This is a genomic window from Kribbella qitaiheensis, from assembly GCF_014217565.1.
GTDB classification, from domain to species: Bacteria; Actinomycetota; Actinomycetes; order Propionibacteriales; family Kribbellaceae; genus Kribbella; species Kribbella qitaiheensis_A.
Genome location: NZ_CP043661.1, coordinates 5,213,252 through 5,239,956 on the forward strand (window position 1 = coordinate 5,213,252; position 26,705 = coordinate 5,239,956).

General features: G+C 67.7%; 25 protein-coding genes and 1 pseudogene. 15 read left to right on the forward strand and 11 right to left on the reverse strand.

The annotated features are described in order from the left end of the window. Positions 1-9: 9 nt before the first annotated feature. Positions 10-3,034: pseudogene (locus F1D05_RS24770) on the reverse strand (alpha-mannosidase). Between the two features lie 171 nt (positions 3,035-3,205). Between F1D05_RS24770 and F1D05_RS24775 the strand changes: the two are divergent. Next, positions 3,206-4,201: a TAXI family TRAP transporter solute-binding subunit gene (locus F1D05_RS24775; protein ID WP_185442843.1), complete on the forward strand. Its 996-nt coding sequence runs from the start codon at positions 3,206-3,208 to the stop codon at positions 4,199-4,201. A gap of 477 nt (positions 4,202-4,678) precedes the next feature. After that, positions 4,679-5,332, forward strand: a complete 654-nt coding sequence (locus F1D05_RS24780) for a class I SAM-dependent methyltransferase (RefSeq protein ID WP_185442845.1) — start codon at positions 4,679-4,681, stop codon at positions 5,330-5,332. A gap of 173 nt (positions 5,333-5,505) precedes the next feature. Here F1D05_RS24780 and F1D05_RS24785 read toward each other — a convergent pair whose 3' ends face one another. Together F1D05_RS24785 and F1D05_RS24790 are read right to left on the reverse strand one after the other, a co-directional pair. Beyond that, positions 5,506-6,876 (reverse strand): sensor histidine kinase, encoded by a 1,371-nt coding sequence (locus F1D05_RS24785; protein ID WP_246485942.1) that lies wholly within the window; start codon positions 6,874-6,876, stop codon positions 5,506-5,508. A 3-nt stretch (positions 6,877-6,879) separates the two neighbouring features. After that, positions 6,880-7,545, reverse strand: coding sequence for a response regulator transcription factor (locus F1D05_RS24790; RefSeq protein WP_012918592.1), 666 nt, complete (start codon positions 7,543-7,545; stop codon positions 6,880-6,882). 117 nt (positions 7,546-7,662) lie between these two features. Between F1D05_RS24790 and F1D05_RS42140 the strand changes: the two genes are divergently transcribed. The 3 genes from F1D05_RS42140 to F1D05_RS24800 are packed head-to-tail and all read left to right on the forward strand — an operon-like array spanning position 7,663 to position 10,671. After that, complete coding sequence (locus F1D05_RS42140; RefSeq protein WP_281388744.1) at positions 7,663-8,541, forward strand: TRAP transporter large permease subunit; 879 nt, start codon at positions 7,663-7,665, stop codon at positions 8,539-8,541. Next, entirely contained in the window at positions 8,456-9,694 is a 1,239-nt protein-coding gene (locus F1D05_RS42145) for a TRAP transporter permease (protein WP_281388745.1), read from the forward strand. The genes F1D05_RS42140 and F1D05_RS42145 overlap by 86 nt, the downstream gene beginning before the upstream one ends. After that, a complete protein-coding gene (locus F1D05_RS24800; RefSeq protein WP_185442847.1) occupies positions 9,691-10,671 on the forward strand; it encodes a TAXI family TRAP transporter solute-binding subunit in 981 nt (326 codons plus the stop codon). The genes F1D05_RS42145 and F1D05_RS24800 overlap by 4 nt, the downstream gene beginning before the upstream one ends. Before the next feature lie 258 nt (positions 10,672-10,929). On the opposite strand, the gene F1D05_RS24805 is transcribed toward F1D05_RS24800, so the two are convergent. From F1D05_RS24805 to F1D05_RS24815, 3 genes are all read right to left on the reverse strand, one after another. Beyond that, positions 10,930-11,580 (reverse strand): hypothetical protein, encoded by a 651-nt coding sequence (locus F1D05_RS24805; RefSeq protein WP_185442849.1) that lies wholly within the window; start codon positions 11,578-11,580, stop codon positions 10,930-10,932. Between the two features lie 128 nt (positions 11,581-11,708). Next, a complete protein-coding gene (gene mgrA / locus F1D05_RS24810) occupies positions 11,709-12,743 on the reverse strand; it encodes an L-glyceraldehyde 3-phosphate reductase (RefSeq protein WP_185442851.1) in 1,035 nt (344 codons plus the stop codon). Positions 12,744-12,848: 105 nt separating this feature from the next. Then, positions 12,849-13,730, reverse strand: coding sequence for an aminoglycoside phosphotransferase family protein (locus tag F1D05_RS24815; RefSeq protein ID WP_185442853.1), 882 nt, complete (start codon positions 13,728-13,730; stop codon positions 12,849-12,851). A gap of 68 nt (positions 13,731-13,798) precedes the next feature. On the opposite strand from F1D05_RS24815, the gene F1D05_RS24820 reads away from it, so the two are divergent. Beyond that, positions 13,799-14,425 (forward strand): flavin reductase family protein, encoded by a 627-nt coding sequence (locus tag F1D05_RS24820; RefSeq protein WP_185442855.1) that lies wholly within the window; start codon positions 13,799-13,801, stop codon positions 14,423-14,425. Positions 14,426-14,431: 6 nt separating this feature from the next. Here the strand turns inward: F1D05_RS24820 and F1D05_RS24825 are convergent, their stop codons facing one another. Beyond that, positions 14,432-15,715 (reverse strand): MFS transporter, encoded by a 1,284-nt coding sequence (locus F1D05_RS24825; RefSeq protein ID WP_185442857.1) that lies wholly within the window; start codon positions 15,713-15,715, stop codon positions 14,432-14,434. A gap of 135 nt (positions 15,716-15,850) precedes the next feature. On the opposite strand from F1D05_RS24825, the gene F1D05_RS24830 reads away from it, so the two are divergent. After that, a complete protein-coding gene (locus F1D05_RS24830; RefSeq protein ID WP_185442859.1) occupies positions 15,851-17,533 on the forward strand; it encodes a molybdopterin-dependent oxidoreductase in 1,683 nt (560 codons plus the stop codon). A 136-nt stretch (positions 17,534-17,669) separates the two neighbouring features. After that, on the forward strand, positions 17,670-18,338 hold the full coding sequence (locus tag F1D05_RS24835; protein ID WP_185442861.1) for a fasciclin domain-containing protein: 669 nt from the start codon (positions 17,670-17,672) through the stop codon (positions 18,336-18,338). A 140-nt stretch (positions 18,339-18,478) separates the two neighbouring features. Here the strand turns inward: F1D05_RS24835 and F1D05_RS40770 are convergent, their stop codons facing one another. Both F1D05_RS40770 and F1D05_RS24845 read right to left on the reverse strand, forming a co-directional pair. Next, a complete protein-coding gene (locus F1D05_RS40770) occupies positions 18,479-20,086 on the reverse strand; it encodes a pyridoxal phosphate-dependent decarboxylase family protein (protein ID WP_185442863.1) in 1,608 nt (535 codons plus the stop codon). Between the two features lie 251 nt (positions 20,087-20,337). Next, positions 20,338-21,321, reverse strand: coding sequence for a hypothetical protein (locus F1D05_RS24845; protein ID WP_185442865.1), 984 nt, complete (start codon positions 21,319-21,321; stop codon positions 20,338-20,340). Between the two features lie 149 nt (positions 21,322-21,470). Here F1D05_RS24845 and F1D05_RS24850 point away from each other — a divergent pair, with 149 nt between their 5' ends. Next, positions 21,471-21,980, forward strand: a complete 510-nt coding sequence (locus F1D05_RS24850) for an acyl-CoA thioesterase (RefSeq protein ID WP_185442867.1) — start codon at positions 21,471-21,473, stop codon at positions 21,978-21,980. On the opposite strand, the gene F1D05_RS40775 is transcribed toward F1D05_RS24850, so the two are convergent. Continuing rightward, entirely contained in the window at positions 21,952-22,305 is a 354-nt protein-coding gene (locus tag F1D05_RS40775) for a hypothetical protein (RefSeq protein ID WP_246485943.1), read from the reverse strand. The genes F1D05_RS24850 and F1D05_RS40775 overlap by 29 nt on opposite strands. A 47-nt stretch (positions 22,306-22,352) precedes the next feature. Between F1D05_RS40775 and F1D05_RS40780 the strand changes: the two genes are divergently transcribed. After that, positions 22,353-22,622: an ion channel gene (locus tag F1D05_RS40780; protein WP_246485944.1), complete on the forward strand. Its 270-nt coding sequence runs from the start codon at positions 22,353-22,355 to the stop codon at positions 22,620-22,622. Here the strand turns inward: F1D05_RS40780 and F1D05_RS24860 are convergent. Beyond that, complete coding sequence (locus tag F1D05_RS24860) at positions 22,619-23,245, reverse strand: TetR/AcrR family transcriptional regulator (protein WP_206685821.1); 627 nt, start codon at positions 23,243-23,245, stop codon at positions 22,619-22,621. The two genes, F1D05_RS40780 and F1D05_RS24860, sit on opposite strands and share 4 nt — an antisense overlap. Before the next feature lie 37 nt (positions 23,246-23,282). Between F1D05_RS24860 and F1D05_RS24865 the strand changes: the two genes are divergently transcribed. From F1D05_RS24865 to F1D05_RS24885, 5 genes are read left to right on the forward strand one after another with little or no spacing between them, the layout of a single operon-like run. Further along, positions 23,283-24,197 carry a DMT family transporter gene (locus F1D05_RS24865; RefSeq protein ID WP_185442869.1) on the forward strand — a complete coding sequence of 305 codons (915 nt, stop codon included), beginning with the start codon at positions 23,283-23,285 and terminating at the stop codon, positions 24,195-24,197. 48 nt (positions 24,198-24,245) lie between these two features. Continuing rightward, positions 24,246-24,731, forward strand: coding sequence for a MarR family winged helix-turn-helix transcriptional regulator (locus F1D05_RS24870; protein WP_185442871.1), 486 nt, complete (start codon positions 24,246-24,248; stop codon positions 24,729-24,731). After that, positions 24,728-25,975 carry a glycoside hydrolase family 3 N-terminal domain-containing protein gene (locus F1D05_RS24875; RefSeq protein ID WP_246485945.1) on the forward strand — a complete coding sequence of 416 codons (1,248 nt, stop codon included), beginning with the start codon at positions 24,728-24,730 and terminating at the stop codon, positions 25,973-25,975. Before F1D05_RS24870 ends, F1D05_RS24875 begins: the two co-directional genes overlap by 4 nt. Next, positions 25,972-26,313, forward strand: a complete 342-nt coding sequence (locus F1D05_RS24880) for a YidH family protein (protein WP_246485946.1) — start codon at positions 25,972-25,974, stop codon at positions 26,311-26,313. The genes F1D05_RS24875 and F1D05_RS24880 overlap by 4 nt, the downstream gene beginning before the upstream one ends. Then, a complete protein-coding gene (locus F1D05_RS24885) occupies positions 26,310-26,642 on the forward strand; it encodes a DUF202 domain-containing protein (RefSeq protein ID WP_185442873.1) in 333 nt (110 codons plus the stop codon). Before F1D05_RS24880 ends, F1D05_RS24885 begins: the two co-directional genes overlap by 4 nt. Positions 26,643-26,705: the final 63 nt, after the last annotated feature.

Here is a 26,705-nt window from a genome sequence, read left to right on the forward strand (position 1 = left end):
GGGGGTTTGTCAGGCGCGCGTGAAGCGCAGGGTGAGGATCTGGAACGGGCGGAGGTCCAGCGAGACCGCGCCGTCGACGAGCTCCCGCTCGGCCAGGGTGCGCTCGAGCAGGTCGACCTCGGTCACCGAGGCGGCCTTGAAGCCCGGCGTGACGGCCGCACGCGACCGGCCGCCGGACGACTCGTACAGCCGGACGACGACGTCACCGGACTGGTCGTCGGCCAGCTTGACGGCCTCGACGATCACGTTGCCGTTGTCCACGGCAACGATCGGGTCGGTCCCGGCCGCGCCGCTGACGACGCGCTCCGGCAGGTTGATCCGGTACCCCTCCTCGATCGCCTCGGGGATGCCGGCGCCGACCACCAGTGCGTGGTTGACGACGTGCAAGCCCTGGTCGGTCTGCGGATCGGGGAAGCGCGGCGCCCGGATCAGCGACGTACGGATCGTCGTCGTGGTACCACCGTCCTCGCGGGCGGTCCGGTTGACGTCGTGTCCGTACGTCGAGTCGTTCACCACCGCGACGCCGTAGCCGGGCTCGCCGACGTGCACCCAGCGATGCGCCGCGATCTCGAACTTCGCCGCGTCCCACGAGGTGTTCTGGTGGGTCGGCCGGAAGATGTGCCCGAACTGGGTCTCCGACGCCGACCGGTCGGCGTGTACGTCGACCGGGAAGGCTGCCTTGAGGAACTTCTCCGACTCGTGCCAGTCCATCGCGGTCTCGATGTCGACCCGCTTGGTGCCCGGCCGCAGCCGGAGCGTCTGGGTGACGCTCGACCGGTTGAAGGACCGCTTCACCACGACTGTGGCGACGCCCTCCTCGATCGAGAAGTCGACGGTGTCGACCTCGGTGACATCGCGGACGTTGTTCTTGTAGAACGAGTCGACGTCCCAGGCATCCCACTGGTTCGGGGTGTCCACGTGTAGCTGGAGCAGGTTCGCGGTGCTGCCGGGCGCGATCACCTCGCGCTTGGCGGCCACGTCGTACAGGCTCGTGATCAGGCCGCGTTCGTCGACGGTGACCCGGATCAGGCCGTTGTCGAGCACCTGGCCGTCGATCGTCGCCGCCTGACCCGCGCCGGTGGTGATCCCGGCGCCGAGACCGGCAACGCCTTCGCGGCTGTGCGGAGCCGCGTTGAAGACGATCTGATCCGATCCTTCACCGGCCAGCGCCTGCTGGGCCTTGGCGATGATCGCTTCGAGCTCCCCGGCCAGCCGCGCGTACGTCGCCTCGGCCTCGCGGTGCACCCACGCGATCGAGCTGCCCGGCAGGATGTCGTGGAACTGGTTCAGCAGGACCTCTTTCCAGATCCGGTCCAGCTCGTCGTACGGGTAGCTGTCGAGCTTGCCGGCCACCACGGGCCGCCGCCGACCACAGCTCGGCCTCGCGGAGCAGGTGCTCGCTGCGCCGGTTGCCCTGCTTGGTCTTCGCCTGCGAGGTGTACGTCGCGCGGTGGATCTCCAGGTAGAGCTCGCCCGACCAGACCGGGGCGTTCGGGTACTCCTCCTGCGCGGCGCTGAAGAAGTCGGTCGGCGACTCGATCGTCACCCGCGGGGAGGACTCCAGGTTGGCGACCCGGCGGGCGGTCGCGATGAACTCACGGGTGGGGCCGCCACCGCCGTCGCCGTAGCCGAACGGGACCAGCGAGCGGGTCGCCGAGCCGTTCTCGGCGAAGTTGCGCTGTGCGTGCGCGAGCTCGCGGCCGGACAGGTCGGAGTTGTAGGTGTCGATCGGCGGGAAGTGGGTGAACACCTGGGTCCCGTCGAGGCCCTCCCACAGGAAGGTGTGGTGCGGGAACTTGTTCTTCTGGTTCCAGGAGATCTTCTGGGTCAGGAACCACTTCGAGCCGGACAGCTTCACCAGTTGCGGCAGCGCGGCGGTGTAGCCGAACGAGTCCGGCAGCCAGACCTCCTGGGTGTCGATGCCGTACTCGTCCAGGAAGAATCGCTTGCCGTGCACGAACTGCCTGGCAAGCGCCTCGCCGCCGGGCAGGTTGGTGTCGGACTCGACCCACATGCCACCGACCGGCACGATGGTGCCCTCTGCAACGGCCTTCTTCAGCCGCTCCCAGACCTCGGGGTAGTTGTCCTTCACCCACGCGTGCTGCTGCGCCTGCGAGAAGGCGAAGACGAGCTCCGGGTACTCCTCGGCCAGGGTGGCGACGTTGGAGATCGTGCGGGCCACCTTGCGGCGGGTCTCGCGCAGCGGCCAGAGCCACGCCGAGTCGATGTGCGCGTGGCCGACAGCGGAGAGCTGGTGAGCACTCGCGTGCGCAGGACGACTCAGTACGTCGGTGAGCTCGGCGCGCGCGTCCGTCGCAGTACCGGCGACGTCTTCGTAGTCCAGTACGTCGAGGGCCTTGCTCAGCGCGCGGAGGATCTCGCGGCTGCGAGGCTCCTGCGGCGCCAGTTCCTTCTGCAGGCCGTTCAGCGCCTCGAGGTCGAGGATGAGGTCCCACACCTCGGCGTTGAAGACAGCCAGGTCGGCGCGGGTCAGCTCGTAGATCGGCTTGCCACCCGGCTCCGGCTTGCTGCCGAGGTCGGCGGAGATCGGCGCGAACGCGTTCCAGCCCAGTACCTCGGGGTTGGCGGCCGCCTCGACGTAGAACTCGATGCTGTCGCCGGCCGAGGCCGCGGAACCGTCAGGGCCCAGGATGGACAGCGGCGCGTAGGTCTGGCGCGGGTGCAGGCCCTTCAGCGGGACGCCCTTGGTGGTGTGCACCAGGCCCTCCGCGGAGAAGCCCGGGCCGCCGCTGAAGCCCAGGTCGATCACTGCCTCGATCTCGCTGCCGGCCCACTCGGCCGGCACCTGGCCGCTGAAGTGGAACCAGGCGGTGCCCCAGGCCGGACCCCAGGGCAGGCCGATCTCGGCCGGCTCGTAACTGGCCTCGAGCGCCTCGGCGGGTGACACCGGCTCACCAGGTGTGTGCCACACCTTGATGTCCAGCGGGACGGCCGCGCCGTAGATCGCGGGGCGGATCCGCTCCCGCAGGGCGCGCTTGAGCCGCTCCTCGATGAGTTGACGGTCGTCGTGCACGAAATCATCCTCCGATGACGGGGTCTTGCTGATGGGGTTGGGCGCGGCCTCGCGGCCGGTGCGTTGACAACGCTGTCACACTAGACCGGGGCCCGTCCAGACCTGTTCGTTCCAGCACACCGAGTAGTGGGCTCGATGGCAACTCACCCCGCAGCCCTCTAGGTTGTTCCCATGGATCGTCCCCGCCTGCTGAATCGCCGGAGTCTGCTCGGAATGGGAGCTGCGTCGGCGGCGGCCCTGGTGACGCCGGGATGTTCGCGCGGGCGCTCCCAGGAGCCCGCCCCGGCCGGCCCCGCCCGGTTCGCCACCGGTAACCCCGGCGGCGTCTACCAGAAGTACGGCGATGGGCTCGCCAAACTGGTCACCGAGGTGACCGGGGTCTCGATGACCACGATCCCGACCGCGGGGTCGCTGCAGAACCTGAAGATGCTGTCCAACGGCACCGCCGACATCGGCTTCAGCCTGTCTGACTCGGCCCTGGACGCCTGGGAAGGGCAGGACAGCTTCGCGTCCGGCGTACTGCGCTTCACCGCGCTGGCCCGGACCTATGACAACTATGTGCACGTCGTCGTCCCGACGTCCTCGAACATCTTCAAGATCGAGGACCTGAAGAACAAGGACGTCAGCATCGGCCCGATCAATTCCGGGACGAGCGTGATCGCGGCCCGCATCCTCGATGCCGCCAAGGTCAAGGTCCGGCCGTGGCGGTACGACCTCGAGAACGCGGTGGCGCAACTGACGCAGCGGGCGAAGGAGCCGACCAAGAAGGGCGGCATCGACGCGCTGATCTGGAGCGGCGGCCTGCCGACCGACCCGATCGCGAAACTGCAGTCGACGATCGGCTTCCGGCTGGTCGACATCGGCAAGTACGCCGAACAGATCGCACTCAAGCGCTTCGGCGGGTACATCCTGTCGTCCATCCCGCCGTCGATCTACCAACTGTCGAGCTCTGTCCCGACCCTCGCGGTACCGAACTACCTGCTCGCCCGGCGCGGCCTGTCCGATTCGTGGGCCTGGTGGACGCTGAACACCATGTTCCGCCGCCAGACCGACCTGATGGCCTTCCACGAGGAAGCCGGCTCCCTGGACGCCCGCTCCGCCATCGCCACCATGCCGATCCCGCTACACCCAGCAGCAGAACGCTGGTACCGCAACAACCACATCTGAGTACTGCGTGAGGTGCTCCCGCAGGCAGGCTCGTACGTCGCCGCCCAGCGACGGCGAAGGCGAGCTGCGTCGCGGCCCCGTCCGCTCTGGAGCGCAGTCCGGCCGAGGGTGTCCCGACCGACAGGTAGAGCAGCCCTGTACGGCGTACGCGCGATGCCAGCGTGCGCTTGAGTGCACTAGTTGCCGCCCGCCATTTCCTGTCGGCCGGGACGGCCCTCCCACACAAGACCGCGGCGGCGCACCTTCTTAGGTCTGTCGCTACGCAAGGTCACTAGCTCTCGCGGCACCGAGGAGCTGAGAAGGTCGACCCAGGCTTCCTTTCGAAGGCAGCGGGAAGTCTGTGGGCTTCTCCCAAAGGTTCTTATTTTCGGCCCGATTCGGCCCTTCGGAAGGTAGAATTTGGAGGTGAATCCTGAAGGTAGTGCACGTATTCATACTGTTGATCAGCTACTGAGCATTCTCGACCAGGTGGTCGCGGTGAGTGACCGTGGGGATCGGTCGGATCGGTCTGCTGCTGAGTTCTGGACCGAGATGCTGACGAGGCCGGGACACCCGCTGGCAACCCCGCTGCCGGATGAGCCGTTGGTCGATTGGCACGGGCGTGGGCTGCTGGGAGACCTGTCCGGCGCGCGGGTGCTGGACATCGGATGTGGTTCTGGGCGCAACAGTCGATGGTTCGCGGAGCAGGGCGCCACAGTCGACGGCATCGACCTGGCGGCGCCTTTGCTGGAGAGCGTCCAGTCGACGATGCCCGAGTCGGTGACCCTGACGGCACTGGACGTACTACGGGAGCCGCTTCCGACCGGGCCGTTCGATCTGGTCTACGACTCGGGCTGCTTCCATCACATCGCGCCGCACCGGCGGATCACCTATCTCGAGCGGGTACTGCCGGCTGTGCGTCCCGGCGGACGATTCGGCATCGTCGCGTTCGCGGCCGAGCAGATGGAAACCCCGGCTGATGAGCAGATCGTCATGAGCGGCGACTCCGCCGGCGGGATGGCCTTCTCGCTCGACGACCTCGCGACGATCTTCCAGCCGCTGAAGCCGGTCGAACTCCGCCCGGTCCGCGACGACCGCGAAGGCGCCTTCGGCCTCGACTTCCTCAACGCGGCTCTCTTCACTGCCGAGTAACGCGTGCTGGACGGGTGAGTGCCCCGGAGTGGCAGCTGCTGAGTGGGCAAAGCGCGGGGACGGGCGCCTCAGGAGCAGGCCCGGCAGACGGCTCCACGTCGCTTTCACTGAGCGGGCGACGTCAGGAGCCTCGACCCGGGTGGGTGGCAGCTGCGTGGGGGCAGTTCGCAGTACTACATGTCGTAGTCGTCTATCAGCGGGACTCGGACCTCGATTACCAGGCCGCCGCCGATTGGGGGGCGGGCTACGACCCGGCCGCCTACGCGGGCTGCTTCGGAGCGGACGATTGCCAGGCCCAGGCCGGTGCCGGGCATCTCCCGGTGGTGGGCGCTGCGCCAGAAGCGTTCGCCGACCTTCTTGAGGTCGCGGGAGCCGAGGCCGAGGCCGTGGTCGCGGACCGAGAGGACGACCTCGGTGCCATCGCGCAGTACGGAGACCTCGACCGGGGGTGCGCCGTACTTCGAGGCGTTGTCCAGCAGGACGTCGAGGATGTCGTCGACCTCGAGTTCGGGTGCGACGCCGCCGGGGACCATCTCGCCGATGATGAGCTCCAGGTCGTCGGCGGCGTACACGGCCTTCCAGCCGACCAGGCGCTCCTTGACCGCCTGGGCCAGGTCCAGCGCGTCGTCGCTGCCCTCGACGTCTCCTGGGCGGTCCGAGCCGGCCAGCCGCGACAGGCGCTGGACGATCCGGCCGAGGCGGTCGATGTCGCTGAGGGCGAAGCGGGCGGTGGGGGAGAGCCTGGACAGGCCCTCGATGTGGATCCGGGCCGAGGTGAGCGGCGTCCGCAGCTGGTGCGACGCGTCCGCGACGAACTCACGCTCGCGCTGGCGGGCCTGGTGCAGGCTGAGCGCCATCGAGTTGAAGCTGTCCCCGAGGCGGCGGAGTTCGGGTGCACGACCGTCGGTGGCGACCCGGGTGTCGAGGGCGCCACGGGTGACCTGGTGGGTCGCGTTGTCGAGCTGGTCCAGCGGACGCAGTACCCAGCGGGTGACGGGCCGGACGATGCCGATGACGACTGCGCCGATGCTGATCAGGAGTCCACCGAGCAGCAGCAGGAGTCCGCGCTCAACCTGGTCACGAGCCTTGTCGGTGGGCACCCGCAGTACTGCGGCGCCGAGCACGCGGCCGTTGTTCACGACCGGGCGCGCGACGACCATCTCGCCGGTTTGCCACGGCCACAGCGAGGGCGGCTCGGTCGGGAGCCGACCGGCCAGGGTGCTGTCCAGCGCGGAATCCAGGTCGGACTCTGCCACGTCGACCCCGGACCTCGAGGTGGCGATCACCCGGCGATCGACGTCCACGACGAAGACCGGGGTGTTGTAGAGCTCGTGGTACCGCACTGCCAGCTCGCGCAGGCTGGCGATGTCACCGGTCTGCAGTGGCGACTCGGCCATCGTCGCGAACCAGTCCGCGTCGTTGCTGCGGGACAGGAAGAGCGTGCGCGACGCACTGGTCGCGATGTAGTTGGCCAGCGGGACAGCAGCGACGATGGCGAGGACGACCACCATCGGGACGAGGGACTGCAGCAGGCGACGACGCAACGGTCAGTCCGAACCCAGGCGGTAGCCGACGCCGCGGATGGTCTGGACGAGCTCCGGCCGGCCGAGCTTGGCCCGCAGACTGGCCACGTGCACGTCCATGGTCCGAGAGGACGCCTCGAAGACGGACTGCCAGGCATACAGCGCGACCTGCTCACGCGGCACCACCCGGCCGTGGTGGGCGGCCAGCACAGCTAGCACGTCGAACTCCTTGCGGGTCAGGCTGATGGGCTTGTCCGCGACCTGCACCGTCCGGGCCTCGATGTCCACGGTCAGATCGCCGACGGTCACCCGGGGGCGGGGCTGGAGCAGACCGGTACGACGTAGTACAGCATCGATCCGGGCCAACAGCTCGGAGATCGCGAACGGCTTCACCACATAGTCGTCCGCGCCGCTGCGCAGACCCCGGACCCGGTCGGCCGCCTCGCCGCGCGCGGTGACCGCGATCACCGGCACGTCGGAGACCGTACGGATCTGCCGGCACACGTTGATGCCGTCACCGTCGGGAAGCCCGAGGTCGAGCAGAACGAGGTCGCCGGGGTCGGCCGCGAGCGCGTCGGCAGCCGTCCTGACATGGGTCACCATCAGGCCGTAGCGCCGCAGCGCGGGTATCAAGGCATTGGCGATATCGAGATCGTCTTCGACCAGCAGAATCCTGACGGCGCCACTCATGCCGTGATCGTAGGGCAGGAGAGCTTCATGTGTGTCAGATCTTGGTAAAGACGTAATCACGCGACTCCGTGGAGTGGTCGCCGACACTAGCCTTCGGGCACAGGAGGGAACCGGTCGATGACTGTGGGTGTTGGTTCGGGGGGCGGCACTGCCGCGCTCTCCGAGTCCGAGCTAGCCGAGTACGAGCAGGAAAAGCCTGCCCGGCGGCTGCATCCTGCCCTCGACCAGATGATCTCGGTCTGGTGCGCGGTGGTCAGCGTCGGTGTCCTGCTGCAGGTTTTCTTTCCGTTGTCGCAAGGAACCCAGTTTTATTTAGTGATCTTTCTCGCAGCCGTCCTTCCGATCACGTTGTTGTGCTATCGGGGCTGGCATGTGCCGCCGTTCCTGAATCCCTTCAAGGCGCGCAGCAGCGGCAGTGACAACCCCGGTGTCATCGACTGGGTACTGGCCGTGGTCGCGCTGCTGGTCTGCATCTACCCACTGTTCGACTTCGACGGCTACCTCGAACGACGCCAGACCCCGACCTCCCTCGACGTGCTCGCGGGCGCAGTACTGCTCGTACTACTGCTGGAAGCCTGCCGTCGTACTACGGGGTGGGTGCTGCCGGCGTTCAGTCTCCTGTTCATCGCCTACGCGTACTACGGCGGCTACCTGCCCTACACCTGGTCGCTGGCCCATCAGGGCTTCAACTTCGACGCGATCATCGCCCAGTTCACGATGGGCACCGCCGGCTTCTACGGCACACCACTGGGAGTCGCGGCCAGCTACATCGTGCTGTTCACCATCTACGGAGCAGTGCTCGACTACTCCGGCGCAGGCAAGTTCTTCATCGACCTGTCGTTCGCCGCGTTCAAGCGAAGCCGTACTGCGCCCGGCCGTACCGTCACGCTCGCCGGGTTCCTGCTGGGCAGTGTGTCCGGCTCCGGTACTGCGACGGCCCGTCTCGCTGGGCACTGTCTCCTGGCCGATCCTCCGCCGCGCGGGCTACCCGCCTGAGCCCGCCGGCGGAATGCTCGCGGCTGCCGGCATCGGCGCGATCCTGTCGCCGCCGACGCTGGGAGCGGCCGCGTTCATCATCGCGGAGTTCCTGCAGGTCTCGTACCTGACCGTGCTCGGCTATGCCACGATCCCGACGATCCTGTACTACCTGGGCATCCTGCTCGCGATCGAGATCGACGCCCGCAAGCACGGGACGATCAACGCGGAGACGTCCACCCGCTCCGCGCGGAAGCTGTTGCTGCGGTTCAGCTACCACTTCCTCTCGCTGTTCGTGATCATCGGCTTCATGGCGGTGGACGTGCCGCCGTTCAAGGCCGTGGTCTATGCGGTGATCATCCAGTTCGGGTTGTCGTTCCTCGATCGTGAGCATCGGCTGTCGGCCGGGCCGTTGCTCAAAGCGCTTGCCCAGGGCACCCGTTCGGTTCTGCCGGTCGCGGCCACCTGTGCGACGGCCGGTGTGATCGTCGCGGTCACCACCCAGACCGGTCTCGGGCTGAACCTGGCCGAGATCATCGTGGCGGCGGCGAAGGGGCTGACGGACAACCCGACGGTCGTACTGATCCTGACCGTCGTGCTGTCGGCGTTCGCAGTACTGGTGCTCGGACTGGCGGTGCCGGTGACCGCGTCGTTCATCATCGCGGCGGTCATCATCGCGCCGGCGCTGGTGCAGCTCGGCGTGACGCAGCCCGAGGCGTATATGTTCATCTTCTACTACGCGGTGCTCTCCGAGGTCTCGCCGCCGACCGCGCTGGCCGCGGTGGCGACGTCCGCGATCACCGGCGGCAAGACGATGGCGACGATGTGGCAGGCCTGGAAGTACACGCTGCCCGCCTTCCTGGTGCCGTTCGCCTTCGTACTCACCGACAACGGCGCACACCTGCTGGGACAGGGCAGCTTGATCGGGATGGTCTGGACGCTCGCCGTCTCCATGCTCGCCGTTGCTGCCCTGGCCGTGGTGACCGGCGGCTGGATCGCGATCGCCACCGGCTGGGCCGAGCGGCTGCTCTGTGTCCCGGCCGCGCTGCTGCTGCTCTACCTCGCGCCCGTAACCATCGCGGCCGGAATCGGTTTGCTACTTGTTGCCGTCGTCATCAATCTCCTCCGGCGGCAAAAGCTGGCTGGAGCAACGGAAGGATCCGCCACTTCATGAGAATTCGTCGCCTCCCCATCGCCGTGGTCGCGCTGGCCGCAGCCGTCTCACTGGTCGCCTGTGGCGGACAGCGTGAGCCCGAAGGCGGCAAAGCCGGCACCGACGGCGGCCGGCTGACGATTGCCACCGGCAACACCACTGGCGTCTACTACCAACTCGGTGGTGCGCTCGCCTCGGTGATCTCGTCGAAGGTCGAGGGCTACCGGGCGACCGCGAGTGAGACGGGTGCCTCGGTGCAGAACGTCCAGGGCCTGGTGGCGGGCAACTACGACATCGCCTTCTCCCTCGGAGACACCGCGGCCGATGCGGTGAAAGGCCAGTACAGCTTCAAGTCCCCGCAGGACGTGGTAGCGCTGACCCGCCTCTACTCGAACTACACGCAGGTCGCGGTCCGGGCATCGTCGGGAATCGACAAGATCGCCGATCTGAAGGGCAAGCGGGTCTCCACCGGTTCGCCGAACTCCGGCACCGAGGTGATCGCCCGCCGGCTGCTCGAGGCGGCCGGCCTGAACCCGGCCCAGGACGTGACCGCCCAGCGGCTCGGCCTGCCGGAGTCGGTCGATGCGATGAAGAGCGGCTCGATCGACGCGCTGGTCTGGTCCGGCGGGCTGCCGACCGGTGGCATCACCGACCTGACCACCAGCCTGGGCAAGGGCGTCAAACTGATCCCGATCGCGGACCTGCTGCCGGCCCTGCAGAAGACGTACGGCACGATCTATGCCCAAGGCAACATTCCGTCCGCGACCTACAAGCAGCCGGCGGACGTCGCGACCATCGTCGTGCCGAACGTGCTGCTGGTCCGGAAGAACATGTCCGACGAACTCGCGGAGAAGCTCACCAAGACGATCTTCGAGAACAAGGACGCGCTGGTCCAGGTGAACGCGGCGGCCAAGGGCATCACCTTGGAGAACGCCGCCAAGACCGACCCGGTGCCGTTGCACCCCGGCGCGAAGAAGGCGCTCGACGCACTGAAGTAGCCCCCAGATCCGTCCTCCCCCGCACTCCAGGCGCAGCGGGGGAGGGCGCAAGATCCCACCTCCGCACACCAGGCGCAGCGGAGGCGGGAACAAGGCCCACCCTCACAACCAGGCGCAGTGGGGGAGGGGTCAGGCCGGGCCCGTACCGAGCGGAGGCATCCGCACGGACCACGGGCCCGGCCGCCTTTTGCGTTTGGCCGCCTGACGTCCGAACAAGTGAAGGTGACGTCCCTCCGCTTCTTCGGACGTAAGCGCTCGCTACTGAGGCTTCTTGTCCGGGATAAGGGTGCCGCGCAGGTAGTGCGACAGAGCCGAGTCCCGTTTCGGGTGCACGTGGTACTTCGTCGGGATCACGCGTCCCTCCGCGGTGTCCCAGGCCGAGTCGGCCACCCGCCACATCCGGTGCGCCAGGCGGCCCGCCGTCCCGGTGTGTGGGGAGTATGGATGGGCTCGGGTCGGCGCTACCTCTTCGGCACTGAGCAGCTTCTCGGTCAAGGCGGAGACGTGGTCGGTGTCGAGTTCCTCGCCGATCATCCGGCCGCACTCCGCCTCGAGGTGCTCGTGTTCGGCGAGCAACCGGTCGATGACCTGCCAGACGTGCTCCGGATGCAGATGAAGGACCCGGCTGTCGCCGTACTGGCGGGCCTTGAGGAACCGTAGTGAGCGTTCCAGTTGTTTGGCGTTGCCGACGTACGCGGCGACTCTTTCGCGGCCGTCGGGGAGCCGCCGGACGTGCGGGAGGAGCACGTCCTCGGCGGCGGCGAGATGCTGCGCCGCGATGGCGTAGAACCAGTCGGTCTGGTGTCTGCGATCCGGCCTGCTGCCGCCCGGTTGCTGGGCCGGGGCGGCGAGTTCGCGGATCATGCTGTGTTCGTAGGCCAAGGCCTGCTCGAGGGTCGAAGCGGTCAAGGCAACCACCTCCTGGGGGGCTATCTCCCCAGCCTGCGCCTCGGGCTGTGCAGGCGCAATCGCGCCAGCACAGCCCGTAACCGAATCGTCAGATCCCGCCCGATTTCGCGCTCAGGCGAGCCGCACGCTCAGGCGCCGGAGCTCTTCTTCCACAGGTTGATACCGGCCTCGACGGCGTCGGCGTCGATCGCGTCCAGCTCTTCCTGGCTGAACTTCAGGTTCTTCACCGCGGCCAGGTTGTCCTCCAGCTGAGCGACGCTGGAGGCGCCGATCAGGGCGCTGGTGACCCGGTCGTCCCGCAGCGTCCACGCCAGCGCCAGCTGGGCCACGGACTGGCCGCGCTGCCTGGCGATCTCGTTCAGCGCGCGGACGTGCCCGAGGGTCTCCTCGGTCAGCTGGTCGGTGCCGAGCGAGGTGCCCTTGGAGGCCCGGGAACCCTCCGGGATGCCGTCCAGGTAGCGGTCGGTGAGCAGGCCCTGGGCCAGCGGCGAGAAGGCGATCACGCCGACACCCAGTTCACCGACGGCGTCGAGCAGGTCCTCCTCGATCCACCGGTTCAGCATCGAGTACGAGGGCTGGTGGATGAGCAGCGGCGTACCGAGCTCGTCGAGGATCCGGGCCGCCTCGCGGGTCTTCTCCGCGGAGTACGACGAGATTCCGGCGTAAAGGGCCTTGCCGGAGCGGACGGCGGTGTCGAGCGCGCCCATCGTCTCCTCCAGCGGGGTGTCCGGGTCGAACCGGTGGGAGTAGAAGATGTCGACGTAGTCCAGACCCATCCGCTCCAGCGACTGGTCCAGCGAGGCCAGCAGGTACTTCCGCGTGCCGCCGCCCTGGCCGTACGGGCCCGGCCACATGTCGTACCCGGCCTTGCTGGAGATCAGCAGCTCGTCGCGGTACGGCTTGAAGTCGCGGGCGAAGTGGCCGCCGAAGTTGGTCTCGGCCGAGCCGTACGGCGGGCCGTAGTTGTTCGCCAGGTCGAAGTGGGTGACGCCGAGGTCGAAGGCGCGGCGCAGGATGTCGCGCTGGGTGTCGAGCGGCTTGTCGCCGCCGAAGTTGTGCCAGAGGCCCAGCGAGATCGCCGGCAGCTGAAGTCCGCTGCGGCCACTGCGCCGATAGGTCATCTGGTCGTCGTACCGGTCCTGGGCAGCTACGTAGTCAGTCACGAAACAGCAGTCTGCACCATGTCCGCACAAGTCCGCGAACCCTTGTTTTACGGGCAGAACCCAGGTCGATCACAGTCAGAAGGGGCACCGCTTAGTGCGGCGCTTTCAGTGCAGCCGCGACCACGGCTCCGGAGGGTTCGAAGCGAAGAAGCGCAGTACGCCGAGGAGCCGGCTGGCGGGCGGCGCGGTCCAGTGCCGCTGGTCCTGCCGTGGCGGGCCGGTGAGGTTGGACAAGCCCCAGCTGAGGTGGAACCAGAGCGCCGCGGCTTCCAGCTCACCTTGCCCCGGCTTGCTGCGTCCTGCTGTGTAGTACCCGGGTAGTAGGTCGGCCACCTGTTCCAGGCGGAGCTTGGCGAACTCAGCACCGGGTGGGCCCCAAGCGGCGTCGCCCCAGTCGACCAGGGCACAGTACCGGCCTGCATCGTCGACCATGAGGTTCTGTGGAGCCAGGTCTCCGTGCAGGAGGACCTTGGGTGCATCACGGTCGAACCACGTGGCGAGCCGGTCGAACCAGGTGAGTAACCACTTCGCAGTGCCGGCGTCTATGAGTCCAGCGGTTGCTAGGCGGTCGACTGTGGGGCGGGGGTCGCCTGCCTCGTCTACTGGTACTCCGTCGAGTTGCTGGGGCTCGATGTCGTGGAGGAGGCGCACCTGCTGGCCCAGCTCGGGCCAGAGCTTGGTGTTGGCTGATGGGTTGGCGATGAGGTCGGTGGCGTGGACGCGCTCCATCACCAGGTACGGCGCATCGGTGAGTTTTCGGGTGTCGTCGAAGTCGACGATCGCTGGAGTCCGTACGCCGGCGGCTCGGGCTGTCGGGATGACTGCGGCCTCCTTCAGCAGGTCGGGCTCGAACTCCTGGCTGCGCGGGATTCGCAGGAAGAGCCGGTCGCCGATGGCGAAGGCCTGGTTGGCGACACCGCCCGGTACTTCGAGGATCGCGTCGGGGCGTACGCCGTACCGGGCTGCTATCGCTTCGATCTTTGTCATCGCGCTTATCGTGCTGCGGGTTGGTTGCCGAGGTCCACCGAATTCGGGGCCCGGGGATACTGGGCGGTGTGCGCGTCGACTTCGAACCAGGGTCCGTCAGTGGCAGAGAGTTCTATGCGCTCCTGAACTCGGTGGTGGTGCCGCGGCCGATCGCGTGGGTCTCGACGATGTCGGCGGACGGCGTACTGAACCTGGCGCCGCATTCGTTCTTCACCGTGGCGTGCGTGCGGCCGCCGATGGTCCAGTTCACCTCGGTCGGGCGCAAGGACAGCCTGAACAACGTGGAGGCGACCGGAGAGTTCGTGGTCAACTTCGCCTCCGAGCCGCTGTACGAGCAGGTGAACGCGTCGGCGACGGACTTTCCGCCGGAGATCTCCGAGTTCGCCGCGGTCGGTCTGACCACCGAGCCGGCTGCGACTGTCGCCGTACCGCGAGTCACCGAGTCCCCGGTCGCGATCGAGTGCACCCTGCACACCACCCTCGAATTGGGTGATTGCACGGTGGTGATCGGTCAAGTGCGGCACATCGCCATCGATGCTGCGGTGCTCGATGGTGATCATCCCGAAGTCACCCGGCTGCGGCCGTTGGCGCGCCTCGGTAAGGACGAATGGTCCACGATCGGCGAGATCCGCTCCATTTCCAGGATCCGCTACGCGTCCTGGCCGGACCACTTCACGCCGCCCGCTGCTCCCTAGCTCGGGTCAGGTCGCAGGTTGCTCAGTCGGTGCGTTGGTGAGGTCGTCCGGTGGCAAGGTGAGGTGGCCGCGTTTGGCGGCGACCGCGATCCACGGGACCGCGGACAGGCCTCCGATGCCGAGAACGAGCAGCGCCGGTCTGAGGCCCAATGTCGAGCCGAGCAGCCCGCCGGCGAGAGCACCCACCGGTCCAGGTCCCCACTCCACCAGCCGGATCACCGAACCGACGCGGCCGAGCAGTTCGGGCGCTACCTCGTGCTGGAGCATCGTTGACCGCACGATGATGAGGTAGACGACGCCGAGCCCGAGCAGGAGTTGCCCGGCGCCGATCGTGACGATCACCGTGGGGTCAGGTCCCGTCGCGAGCGGGATCAACAGGTTTCCACCCAGCAGGACGGCCGCGACGATCGAGGTCCAGGTCGTTCCGAAGGTTCGGCAAACTCGCGGCGTGATCAACCCGGCCAGGAGCGGCCCGACCGAGCCCATCACGGCGATGACGCCGATCTCGGCCGCGGACAGGCCGAGCTCGCGTACGGCGTACAGGATGTAGAGGGCGATGGTGCCCCAGTGGAAGAAGTCGAACGTGCCCTTGCCCGCGGTGATGGCGAAGACGCCGCGCTGCTGACGGAACGCGGCGAAGCCTTCGCGCAGGGACAGCCCGAACCTCGTCCGGGTGGCCGGCACGGGATCGGGACCGCGGCCGAGCGCCTGGAGAACGGCTGCGACCAGGAATGAGGCGCTGTCGACCGCAACGGCGACGGGAGCTGTCAGCAGTTGGACCAGAACGCCACCGAGGCCGGGGCCGGCGACGGCGGTGATCGAGTCGGTGAGCGCGATGCTGCTGTTCGCCGCGGTCAGTTGGCGGCGGTCGGTGACCAGTACTGGCACATAGGCGTTGTGCGCCAGGCCGTAGGCGAGTGCGAATCCGCCGACCAGGAAGGTGACCACGTAGAGCTGCGGCAGCGTCAAGAGATCGAAGGCGGCGGCGAGCGGGATGCTGGCGATCAGCAGGCCTTGCGCGAGGTTGCACCAGAACAGCATCCGACCGCGCCGGACCCGGTCGACCAGTACGCCGAGGAACAGCACCAGGAGCAGGCTCGGCAACGCCTCCAACGCCGTCAGCACGCCCATCGCCGTCGGTCCGGCAGACAGCGTGAGGACAGCGATGAGTGGGATGGCGAGCTCGCTGACCTGCGTGCCGGCGTTCGAGAGCAACTGAGCGACCCAGAAGAACGCGAACGGCCGGTTCCGCCGCAGCGGAACCGTGGCTGTCACGTCTGAGCGTCCCAACGTCTTGCCTCCTTGGTGCAGAGCCTGACAGCGAAAGTGGTTGAGGGGTAAGGGTTTTCGCCGGGCCGTCCCGCTGCGACGAAGTTCTTTGAGTTTTCCACCCATCCGGGTCTGCTGCTGGTCCGAAGCACCGGCATGACCAAGACGAGACGACTCCGGCTGCTAGCCTCGCTGGGCGGTGCACTCGCCGCAGGTGCAGGACTTGGCCTCGGTGAGTTGACCGCGGCGCTGGCGGGCGGCACGTCGCCTGTCGTCGGGGTCGCGACTCACCTGGTCGACATGGCTCCCGGGCCGGCCAAGGACTGGGCGGTCAAGAACCTCGGTACCGCGGACAAACCGATCCTGATCGGCGTCGTCCTACTCGGCGTGACCGTCTTCGCCTTGCTGGGTGGGGCGATCGGTGCGTGGAAGCCCAAGGTCGCGGTGGTGATGACGGTCCTGCTCGGGCTGCTGGCGATCCTCGCCGCGGCTACCGGACGTACTCTCGCGGCGAACCATTTCGTCCAGGTCCTGCCCGGCATCGTCACGTTGCTGGCGGCAACGGCCGGCATCATCTGGGTGCTTCGCGCACTCAACCTGAACCCCTTCGGTGGCGGTGAGCGCCGGAAGGCCGCCGTCGCCGGAGGCTCCAAGCAACATGCCTCAGGCAACCAACTGGCAACCGGGCGGAACGCCTCAGGCGACCAGCTCACCGATGGACGGGATGCCTCAGGCAACGAGGTGGCCGACGGGCCGGATGCGTCTGCGCCGGCCGGGTTTGATCGGCGGGGATTCCTCGTCACAACGATGGCGTTGGGGGCCGCTGGCGTCGGTGGCCTGGTCGTGTCGCGGGTACTGCCCAATGGCGTCAGTGAGGCGACCCGGACGGGTATCAAGATCCCGGGCCCGGCGAGCCGTGCGGGCGCCGTACCGGCTGGTGTTTCGGCCGATGTCGCGGGGGCCAGCCGTTTCGTCACCCCGAACAAGCAGTTCTATCGGGTCGACACCCTGCTGACCGTCCCGAAGATCGACCCGCGCAACTGGGAGCTTCGCGTGCACGGCATGGTCGACCACGACCTGCGGCTGAGCTTCGCCGACCTGCTCGGCCGGCGGCTGATCGAACGCGACATCACCCTGACCTGCGTCTCCAACGAGGTCGGCGGACCGTACGTCGGCAACGCCCGCTGGATCGGCGTACCGATCGCCGAGATTCTTCGCGAAGCAGGTGTCCAGGCCGGCGCCGACGCGGTTCGCTCCACGAGCGTCGACGGGCTCACCATCGGTACTCCGCTGAAGGCGCTGACCGACGGTCGGGACGCGATCTTCGCGGTCGCGATGAACGGTGAACCGCTGCCGTTCGAGCACGGCTTCCCGGTACGGATGGTGGTGCCCGGCCTGTACGGGTACGTGTCCGCGACCAAGTGGGTCGTCGACATCGAGGTGACCCGGTTCGAGGACTTCAGCGCCTACTGGACCGACCGTGGCTGGTCGGTCGAGGCACCGATCAAGACCTCGTCGCGGATCGACGTACCGAAGGGCTTCGCGCAGGTCAAGGCCGGCCCGGCCGTCGCGGCCGGAGTCGCGTGGGCCCAGCACCGGGGCATCACGAAGGTCGAGGTCCAGGTCGACGACGGCCCTTGGCAGCCGGCCGAGCTCGCGGCCCAGGACACCATCGACACCTGGCGGCAATGGACGTTCCGCTGGAACGCGACGCCGGGCAACCACAAACTCACCGTCCGGGCAACCGATGCCGACGGACAGGTGCAGACCGCCGATCGTGCGGCTCCTCGCCCCAACGGGTCGAGTGGACTGCACAACACGGTGGTGATGGTCGAGTAGACCACCGCAGTACCCCGGCTGCCTGCATCGCGCATCTTGCCGGCAGAAACACCTACTCAGGCAGCCGAAACCGCCGACCTCGGAAGAGGCGCGGCACTTATCGCACCGCAGAATCCATTGAAGGAGAAGGATCGTCATGTCCAAGAACCTTGTTCGCCTCGGCCTCGCCGCCACCACGCTTTCCCTGTTGTTCGTCACCGCTGCTTGTGGCAGCAATGACGACAAGTCGAGCAGCAGCCCGTCGACGACCACGTCGTCCTCGGCGCCGGCCCCGACCGACACCGCGAGTTCCGCCCCGGCCGACAACACCTCCGGACTGGTCGGCCCGGGTTGCGCCGACTACGCGAAGGCGAACCCGTCCGGTGCTGGTTCGGTTGACGGTATGGCTGCCGCTCCGGTTGCCACTGCTGCTTCGGGTAACCCGTTGCTGAAGACGCTGGTCGCGGCTGTGTCGGGCAAGCTGAACCCGAAGGTCGACCTGGTCTCGACGCTGAACGGTGGTGAGTTCACCGTGTTCGCGCCGGTCGACTCCGCGTTCGCCAAGATCGATGCCAAGACGATCGCCACGCTGAAGACCAACGACGCGCTGCTGTCCAAGATCCTGACCTACCACGTCGTCCCGGGTCAGCTGGACGCGACCGCGGTCGTCGGCAAGCACGCCACGGTCGAGAAGCAGGACGTCACCGTCTCCGGTTCGGGCGACAACCTGATGGTCAACAACGCCAAGGTCATCTGCGGTGGCGTGAAGACGGCCAACGCGACCGTCTACCTGATCGACACCGTCCTGATGCCCCCGGCGGCCTGAAACTAACGGCAACTGAACTGCAGTTGCCACTGAACCGACTGGGCGGCGCCACCTCTGCCGGGGCGTCGCCCAGTCGCATGCCCTCACCACGAATTAGTTGACCTGCAGTGATGGTCTGGCGGAGCGGGCGTTGAGGATGGTCAGGCGGAATGGGCGGTGAGGATGGACTGGATCGAGCGGTCGACGTCGGACTCGGTGGTCAGGTGGTTGGAAACCGAGATGCGCATGTAGCGGCGGTTTCGCCAGGTGGTGCCGCCCATCCAGCAGACGCCTTCATCTTGTACGGCGGCGATCACGCGATCGGTCTCGGCATCGGAGCCGAACGACACCAGCACCTGATTGAGGACCACCTCGTTGCCGATCTCGCAGCCGGCCGCCTCGAGTTGCCCGGCGAACCGCCGGGCCAACGCGCAACAACGGTCCACCACCGCGCTCACGCCGTCGCGGCCGAGCTCTTGCAGACCGGCCCAGACAGCCAGACCGCGAGCCCTTCTGGACGACTCCATCGCGTAGTCACCGGGCTCCCGCTCGCCTGAATCCACCATGTAAGAAGCGGTCAACGCGAGCGCCGCGTAGTGGGACTCGGGATGCGCGGTGAACACGAAACCGCTGTCGTACGGCAGGTTGAGCCACTTGTGACCGTCGCACCCCCACGAGTCCGCCAACTCAACCCCCGCCACCTGATCCCGCACCCCAGCACCAACCGCCGCCCACAACCCAAACGCCCCATCCACATGCACCCACCCGGCACGCCTGCCAGCCGCTGCACCACCAGCGTCGGCCGCACTGCCGGTGGTTGCTGCAGCGTCGGCATCTGCTGCGTGTCCGGCAGTCGCCGCGTTGCCGGCGTCGGCCGCAGTGCCGGTGGTTGCTGCAGCGTCGGCATCTGCTGCGTGTCCGGCAGTCGCCGCGCTGCTGGTATCGCCGTCGACAGTTGCCGTGCCGCCGGCACTCGCGAGGTGGGGAGCTGCGGGGATGCTGTGGTGGCGGACTATTTGGCAGGCTTCGGTCAGGGCGTCCGTTGCGCCGGTGTTCACGTTTCCTGCTTGGAGGCAGACGATCAGTGGGTCTTGGTTACCGGCCAACCGGGCTCGCAGGTCGTCGAGGTCGATCACTCCGTTGGCCTTGGTCCGGACGAGTTCCAGCGAGTTCGTGCCGAACCCGAGCAGGCGCAGCGAGCGATCGATCGTGGCGTGCCGTTCGTCGCCCGCCAGGATCCGGACCTTGGGAGCTCCGTTCAGTCCGTTGGCTTCCACGTCCCAACCGACCTGAGCGAGTACGTGATTGCGAGCAGCGGCAAGCGCGACCGTGTTCGCCGCCTGAGCTCCGGTCACGAACCCGGCCGAGGCGTTCGCCGGCAACCCCAGAAGCTCCTTGAGCCAGTCACCAGCTGCCTGTTCGGCGGCGGCTGACGTCGGGGAGAGCGCACTGTTCCAGGCATTCTGATCCCAGCCGGCGGCCAGCATCTCGGCTGCTGTGGCGGCGGGCAGCGCGCCGCCCACGACGAAGCCGAAGTACCGCGGCCCGGTGCTCGACACCAGCCCGCTGTCGGCGATCCGGACGAGCTCGTCGACCACCTCGACAGCCGGTCGCCCGGCGGATCCAAGCGGACGCAGGAAGCCCGCCAGCACCTCCGCGAATCCCTCGCTCGCCCCGACCCGCCGCTCGCCCACCGACTCCCGATAGTCGGCCGCATGATCCGCCGCCCGCCGGAACAGCCCTCGCACCCATGCATTCGTCTCATCCACCCCCCAACTGTGTCACCAGCCGAGCAGCCTCCCGGCCGTGCTCCGGCTTGAACATCAACTGCAGAAGGTGACAGGTGGCCAAGGCCGGTGGTGTGGCGGCGGAGAGGTTGGCGGGGGTGGCGGTTGTTGGCGCCGCGGTTGGGGTGAGGGGGCGCGGCAGCCTTGCGGTGGCGGTGGCGGTGGCGGTGGCGGTGGCGGTGGTTGTTGTTGTTGTTGTTGGTTGGTGTTGTCGTTTGGTGGCGGGGTGGGGCTTAGTCCGGGGATTGTTCTTGGTGGGCGAGGGTTTGGGTTAGGGCGCGGAGGTGGGGGGTTAGGTGGTAGGGGAGGGGGTGGTTGGGGAGGGCGGTGGTGGCGGGGTGCCAGCCGGTGGGGTCTACGAGGTAGACGGTGGGGGTGAGGGGGCCGGGGGAGGTCTCGTAGGCGGTGTGGGTCAGGCGGAGCATCGCGCTGATGGCCGGGAGGATCGAGAGGTCGCGGATTACGTGGATCAGTAGGAGGTGGCGGGTGGGTAGGGCTACCAGGACGCCGTACGGCGGGTTTTCTACTTGGAGGGATTCGCGGAGGACGGTGTCCAGGACCAGGGCTCGAGAGGCGGCCCAGGTGGTGTCGCTGAGGACGGCGAGTTGGACGCCGTCGTGGTCGATGTAGCTGACGCTGTCGGGGAGCAGGTTGAGATTGGCGAGCGCGATGCGGTGCGCTTCGGTCCAGGTCAGGCCGAAGGTCGACGGGTCGAAGTGCAGGGCGAAGGTGCCGTTGTCGTTGCTCGCGGGCACGGCGACGAGGCCGGGCAGGAACTCCGGTAGGTCGGCCGTCCATTTGGCGGGGACGGAGGAAGTGGCTGCCAGCCGTAGGTACAGCTGGCGCTCGGGGTCGGTCGGACCGGCGGGTGGGCGCAGGATGCTCGCCATCAGACTGTCGAAGTGTTCCTCGACCAGTCGCGACCAGCTCTGCCGTGGATGTCCGTTCACCGTTCTCGCCAGATTTCCCAGCCCGAACAGCGCGCCGCCAAGGTGATCCGGCGGGTGTGACGACTCAGGGTCGGGTGGCGGGATGACCGCGAGACTGCCGGTCGAGGCGTCGTAGCTGGTGCTCAGCCCGCGGCCGATCAGGGCGGCGCGGGCCAGGTGGATCAGGTGGTCGGCTTCGGCATCGGTGAGTGGGAAGAGCCCGGGGTGCTCGCGGTCGGAATGGTTGCCTGCGGCCCGTTCGGCTGGGACGTTGTGCTGGGTGGTCATGATGTCCACCTCCTCGACAGAGAAAGTACGAGCGAAGGCACCCGCATCGAGGAGCCAATTCCGGGCCTGTGGACAACGGACGGATATCCTGCGCCAGCCCAGCGGGACGCCTTCCCCACCCCCGCACGCAGGCTCAAGGAGTGGATCCGATGACCGACACGCCGGCCTCCCGGTCGACCGCGGCAACCCGGTTGGCGGTCTCGCACATCACTGCGCAGAACGAGACCAACCTGCTCGGCACCGTGCATGGTGGTGTGGTGATGACACTGGTCGACTCGGTCGCGGGCGTGGTCGCCGCCCGGCACTCAGGTGGTGCGGCCGTGACCGCCTCGATGGACGAGATGGTGTTCGTTGTCCCGGTCCGGGTCGGCGATGTCGTGCACTTCAGCGCGCAGGTCAACTGGACGGGCCGGAGCTCGATGGAGATCGGCGTACGCATCACTGCCGATCGCTGGGACTCAGTCAGCCCACAGGTGCACGTCGCCACGGCGTACCTGGTGTTCGTGGCGGTGGACGAGGAGGGCAAGCCGCGTCAGGTCCCGCAGGTCGTGCCGGAGACCGACGAGGACCGTAGAAGGCTGCGCGAGGCCGAGATCCGCCGCAGTCATCGGCTGGCCCGGCGGCAGGCGATCATCGCTTCGCGGGAGGCTCCGGAGTGAGCCTGTTCGGCGGCATCCGTCGGCGATCCTGCTCGTCGTCCAGCCACTCGGCGTACTGATCTATCCGGCGATGGAGGGTTCGCGCGGCGGTCGCGTGGCCTTTCGAGATCCTGGGCATCGTCGTACTGGCGCTCGCTGTGTTCTCCGTACGGTCGACGCCCGGTCTCACCTGGGTCAGCATCTGCCTGGGGATCCCCGCTGTGATCGTGTCCCTGGTGGACGCGTTCCGCGCGACAGACGTGATCGTGCCGGTCTCCAATGTGCTCCACGCCGCGTCTATTTCTACGCGGCGTACAGGCTGCTCCGCTACATGCTCTCCGACCACGACGTGAGTGCGACGAGCTGTACGCGACCGATGCCACTTTCACCCTGGTGGCCTGGGGTTTCGCCTACCTGTTCGTCTTCGTCCAGGCACTGGTGCCGGGGAGCTTCACCGCGGCGGTCAACCCGGCCACGGACCGGAGCTGGATGGAGCTGCTGGTCCTGAGCTTCACCACGCTGTCCAGCACAAGCCTGAGCGACATCGTCCCGATCACGTCCTGGGGTCGATCGGTAGTGATGATCGAACAGCTCGCCGGTCTCGGCTACGTGGCGATGGTCGTCTCCCGCCTGGTCGGCCTGACCGTCGCCAAGCGCACCTAGCCACGCGGCCAGGTCGCCAGCAGGTCCGCAGCCGCCCGCCCTGCCACCTCAGGCGCGTGCTCCATCGCTGCGACCCGGTAGCTCACCAGCGCTCCCTCGTGCAGCAGCAACAGCCGGTCTGCCAGCTCGCCCGTACTGCGGAAGCCGGCCAAATCGGCCTGTGCCAGGAACTCCGCTCGCATCCACTGCTTCTGCGCCACGATCACCGGCATCGCGGGGTGATCCGGCGCGGCCAGCTCCACGCTCGCATTGATGAATCCGCAGCCGCGACGCGACTCGGCCATCCATTCGGTGAGCGCCGCGAACAGCGCGAGGATCACCTCTTCGGGCGTCCGCGGTGCGCGCTGCAGCAACTGCTCGTCCAGAAACCGATGCCAGATCCGGTTCCGCTCCTCCAAGTACGCCGCGATCAGCTTGTCCTTGGACCCGAAGCGGTCGTACAGGGTCTTCTTGGTCACCTCGGCCGCATCCGCGATCGCGTCCACGCCGACAGTCCGGATGCCGCGCTCGTAGAAGAGCGCCGACGCCGCGGTCAGGATCCGCTCGCCCGCCGGCGTGAGGGATCTCGGCACCAGCTCGCCGCGATCCACGAGCAGCAGCGGTCTCGCCTCGTGAACAACCATACTGACAGTATACCGACCGGTGTGGTTACGTGGCCTGATGACCGCTCAAGCAGTGGAAACGCCCGCCGTACGCCGAAGCGCTCGGCACCAGGCCCTCCCGTTCTTCGCCGGGGCCGGTTTCGTCGTGTTCTGGAGCTGCGGCTTCATCGGAGCGCGCTGGGGGACGGAGTACAGCTCGGCCTTCGATCTGCTCGCGTGGCGCTACCTCGTGGCCGGCAGCATCGCGGCGGTCGTGCTGCTGAGCCGGAGGCGGCGAGTCAGCAAGAAGGACCTGGTCACCCACACAGTGATGGCCTTCTTCAGCCAGTTTGTCTACCTCGGGCTGGTCTTCATCGGGATCGACCACGGCATCACCGCAGGCGTCACTGCGCTCATTGGGTCGTTGCAGCCGATCCTGATAGCCACAGTGGCAGGCCCCCTGCTGGGAGAGCGGGTCAGCGGTCGTCAGTGGATCGGCCTGCTGCTAGGCGTCGCTGGAGTCGGTCTGGTGGTCGCGGACGATCTCACTGCAGGGAACGCGGCGCTGTTCCTGATCCCGGTGGGCGGTCTGCTCGGCCTGGTGGTCGGCACCGTCTTCGAGAGGCATCGCAAGCCCACAGTGGGCCTACTGGACGCCCTCTGCCTCCAGAGCCTCGTCTCGGCCGTCCTCTTCGTAACCGTGACCACAGCGACCGGGCAGCTGACAGTCCCGCACGAGCCTGGCTTCTACGGTGCCGTCCTGTGGCTGGTTGTTCTCGCTACCGGCGGTGGCTGGGGGCTGTATCTGGTCAACCTGCGACTGTCCGGTGCCACCAGGATCAGCAGCCTGATGTACCTAGTGCCGCCCACGACGATGGTGTTCGCCTTCCTGCTCTTCGACGAGACCATCGGTGTGCTGGCAACGCTGGGAATGATCGTCTGCGCGGTAGCGGTCCTGCTGATCCGGTTGAGAGACCAACGCCGCACCGGTTGACGGCCCGCCAGGGCGGCACGAGCCCTGCGATCTGGCTACGCTGCGGTCATGGCGGAACCACGTTGGCTGAACGACAAAGAGCAGCAGGCATGGCGAGCGTTCATCGCGGCGCAGCGCGTGGTCAACGGCCGGATCGAGCAGCAGTTGCAGCGCGATGCCGGCATGCCGCACACGTACTTCGAGATCCTCGTGCGCCTCGCCGAGGCCACCGACGGCCGGCTGCGGATGAGTGAGCTCGCCGTCTCCACGCTGGGCTCGCGGAGCCGCCTGTCGCACGCCGTGAACCGGCTGGAGAAGGTCGGTTGGGTCCGGCGGGAGGGGATCGAGTCGGACCGGCGCGGCCAGGTCGCGATCCTCACTGACGAGGGCCGGCAGAAGCTCAAGGAGACCGCTCCCGGTCATGTCGAGACGGTCCGGCAGGCGGTGTTCGACGCGCTGACCGAGGAGCAGGTCGACCAGTTGAAGGACATCTGCGCAGCCCTGGCCCGACACTCCGGCGGCACGTACGACAGTGCCATCTGGGAGTCACGTTGATCGGACCGGCCTGGAGGCTCACGTCTGCAGCGGTCGTCGGGGCTCTCCTGCTCGTCGGCTGCAGCGACAGCTCACCGACAGCCGGCCCCAGTGCGCCGCCGTCCTCCTCGGTGCCGATCACGCCGATAAGCGAGCCCACCGAGACCCCGAGCCAAACGCCTGGTCAGACCCCAAGCCAAACTCCCAGCCAGACCCCCACCGCACCACCCGCCAGCTGTCTGGACCAGAAGGCGCTGACACTGCACGAGCAGGCGGCCCAGCTGATCATGACCGGCATCAGTGCCAACGGCATGACCTCGGCAGAGCGATCGGTCGCGCGCGACCAGAAGCCAGGCGGTCTCCTGCTCATGGGCAGTGGCGGCAGTCTCGCGCACACCCGCACTGCGACCGCTGCCGCGAGCACGGCCGCCACGGTGAAGGGCATCCGGCCGCTGATCGCAGCGGATCAGGAAGGCGGCCAGATCCAGCGCCTCAAGGGTGCGGGCTTCGACAGGATCCCGGCGGCCACCGTGCAGGGCACCTGGACCGCCGCCAAGCTGACCAGCCGAGCCACCGGCTGGGGTAGCCAGCTCAAGCAAGCGGGCGTCAACCTGGACCTAGCGCCCGTGGCAGACGTCGTACCGGCATCGCAGCGGAGTACGAACGAGCCGATCGGCAAGCTGGACCGGGGGTTCAGCAGCAGCCCGTCCGTAGTCGGGCAGCACGCCGCCGCGTTCGTCCGCGGGATGGCTGCGGCCGGGGTAGCGACCTCGGTCAAGCACTTTCCGGGACTCGGCAGGGTGCGGGGCAACACGGACTTCTCGTCGGGCGTCGTCGACACTGTCACGGTTCGCGGCGACTCGGATCTGGCCGGTTTCGCGGCTGGGATCCGGGCCGGCTCGGAGCTCGTGATGGTGTCGACCGTGACGTACACCAAGATCGACCCGGCCAACCGGGCGGTGTTCTCGCCCACGATCATCCAGGGCATGCTCCGCACCGACCTCCGGTACTCCGGGGTCGTGATCACCGATGACGTAGGTGCGGCCGCCGAGGTCGCGTCGGTGCCGGCCGGCGACCGGGCGACCCGGTTCGTGGCGGCAGGCGGCGACATCGTGATCACCGCGAAGGCTTCCCTGACGTCGGTGATGGTCAACGCGCTGGCCCGGAAAGCCCAACAGGACAAGCAGTTCGCGGCCCTCCTGCAGGCCAGTGTCCGCCGGGTCCTCACGCTCAAGCAGAAGCACGGCCTGGTGAGCTGCAGTTGACCGAGGAACAGCAACAAGAACCGGACTACCGCTTCACGCTGGCCAACGAGCGGACGTATCTGGCCTATCTCCGGACATCGCTCACCTGCTACGCGGGTGGGCTGTCCGCAGTACAGTTCCTGAACCTCGGCGGCGAGAGATGGCCGGGCCGGGTGATCGGGATCGTGCTGGTGGCCACCGGGATCATCACCACCCTTGGTGCGTTCCGCCGCTGGCAGGTCAACCTGAGCGCGATGCGCCTCGGCGCGCGGCTGCCGGTGACCCGGATACCTTTGATGCTGGCGGCAACGATCGCCGTGGTCGGCCTGATCGGGCTGTTGTTCAGCCTGCTGCGATGACCCAGCCGCCGGCCCCGCCGCCACCAGGTGCGCAGCCCCCGGGGCTGCAGCCCGAACGCACCCTGCTCGCCTGGCGGCGGACCTCTCTCGGGCTGGTCGCGAACGGCCTCCTGCTGCTGACCTCAGGCATCGGTACTTCGGACGTGCGGCTCGGCCTGGGCATCGTGGTCACCGTGCTCGCGCTGTCCTGCTGGGCCACGGTGAGTGCGGTCTACCGCCATCTCCGTCACGATCCAGGCGGTCTCGGCTCAGATCGCGTACTGCGGGTCGCGGCCGGCCTGGTGCTGCTGGTTGGCCTGTTCGACCTCTATGCGGTGGTCACACGCTGAATTTGTTTGGTCACGTTCCGGTAGTTCTGAGTCTACGTGTTCATCATCTCGCGGTACCTTGAC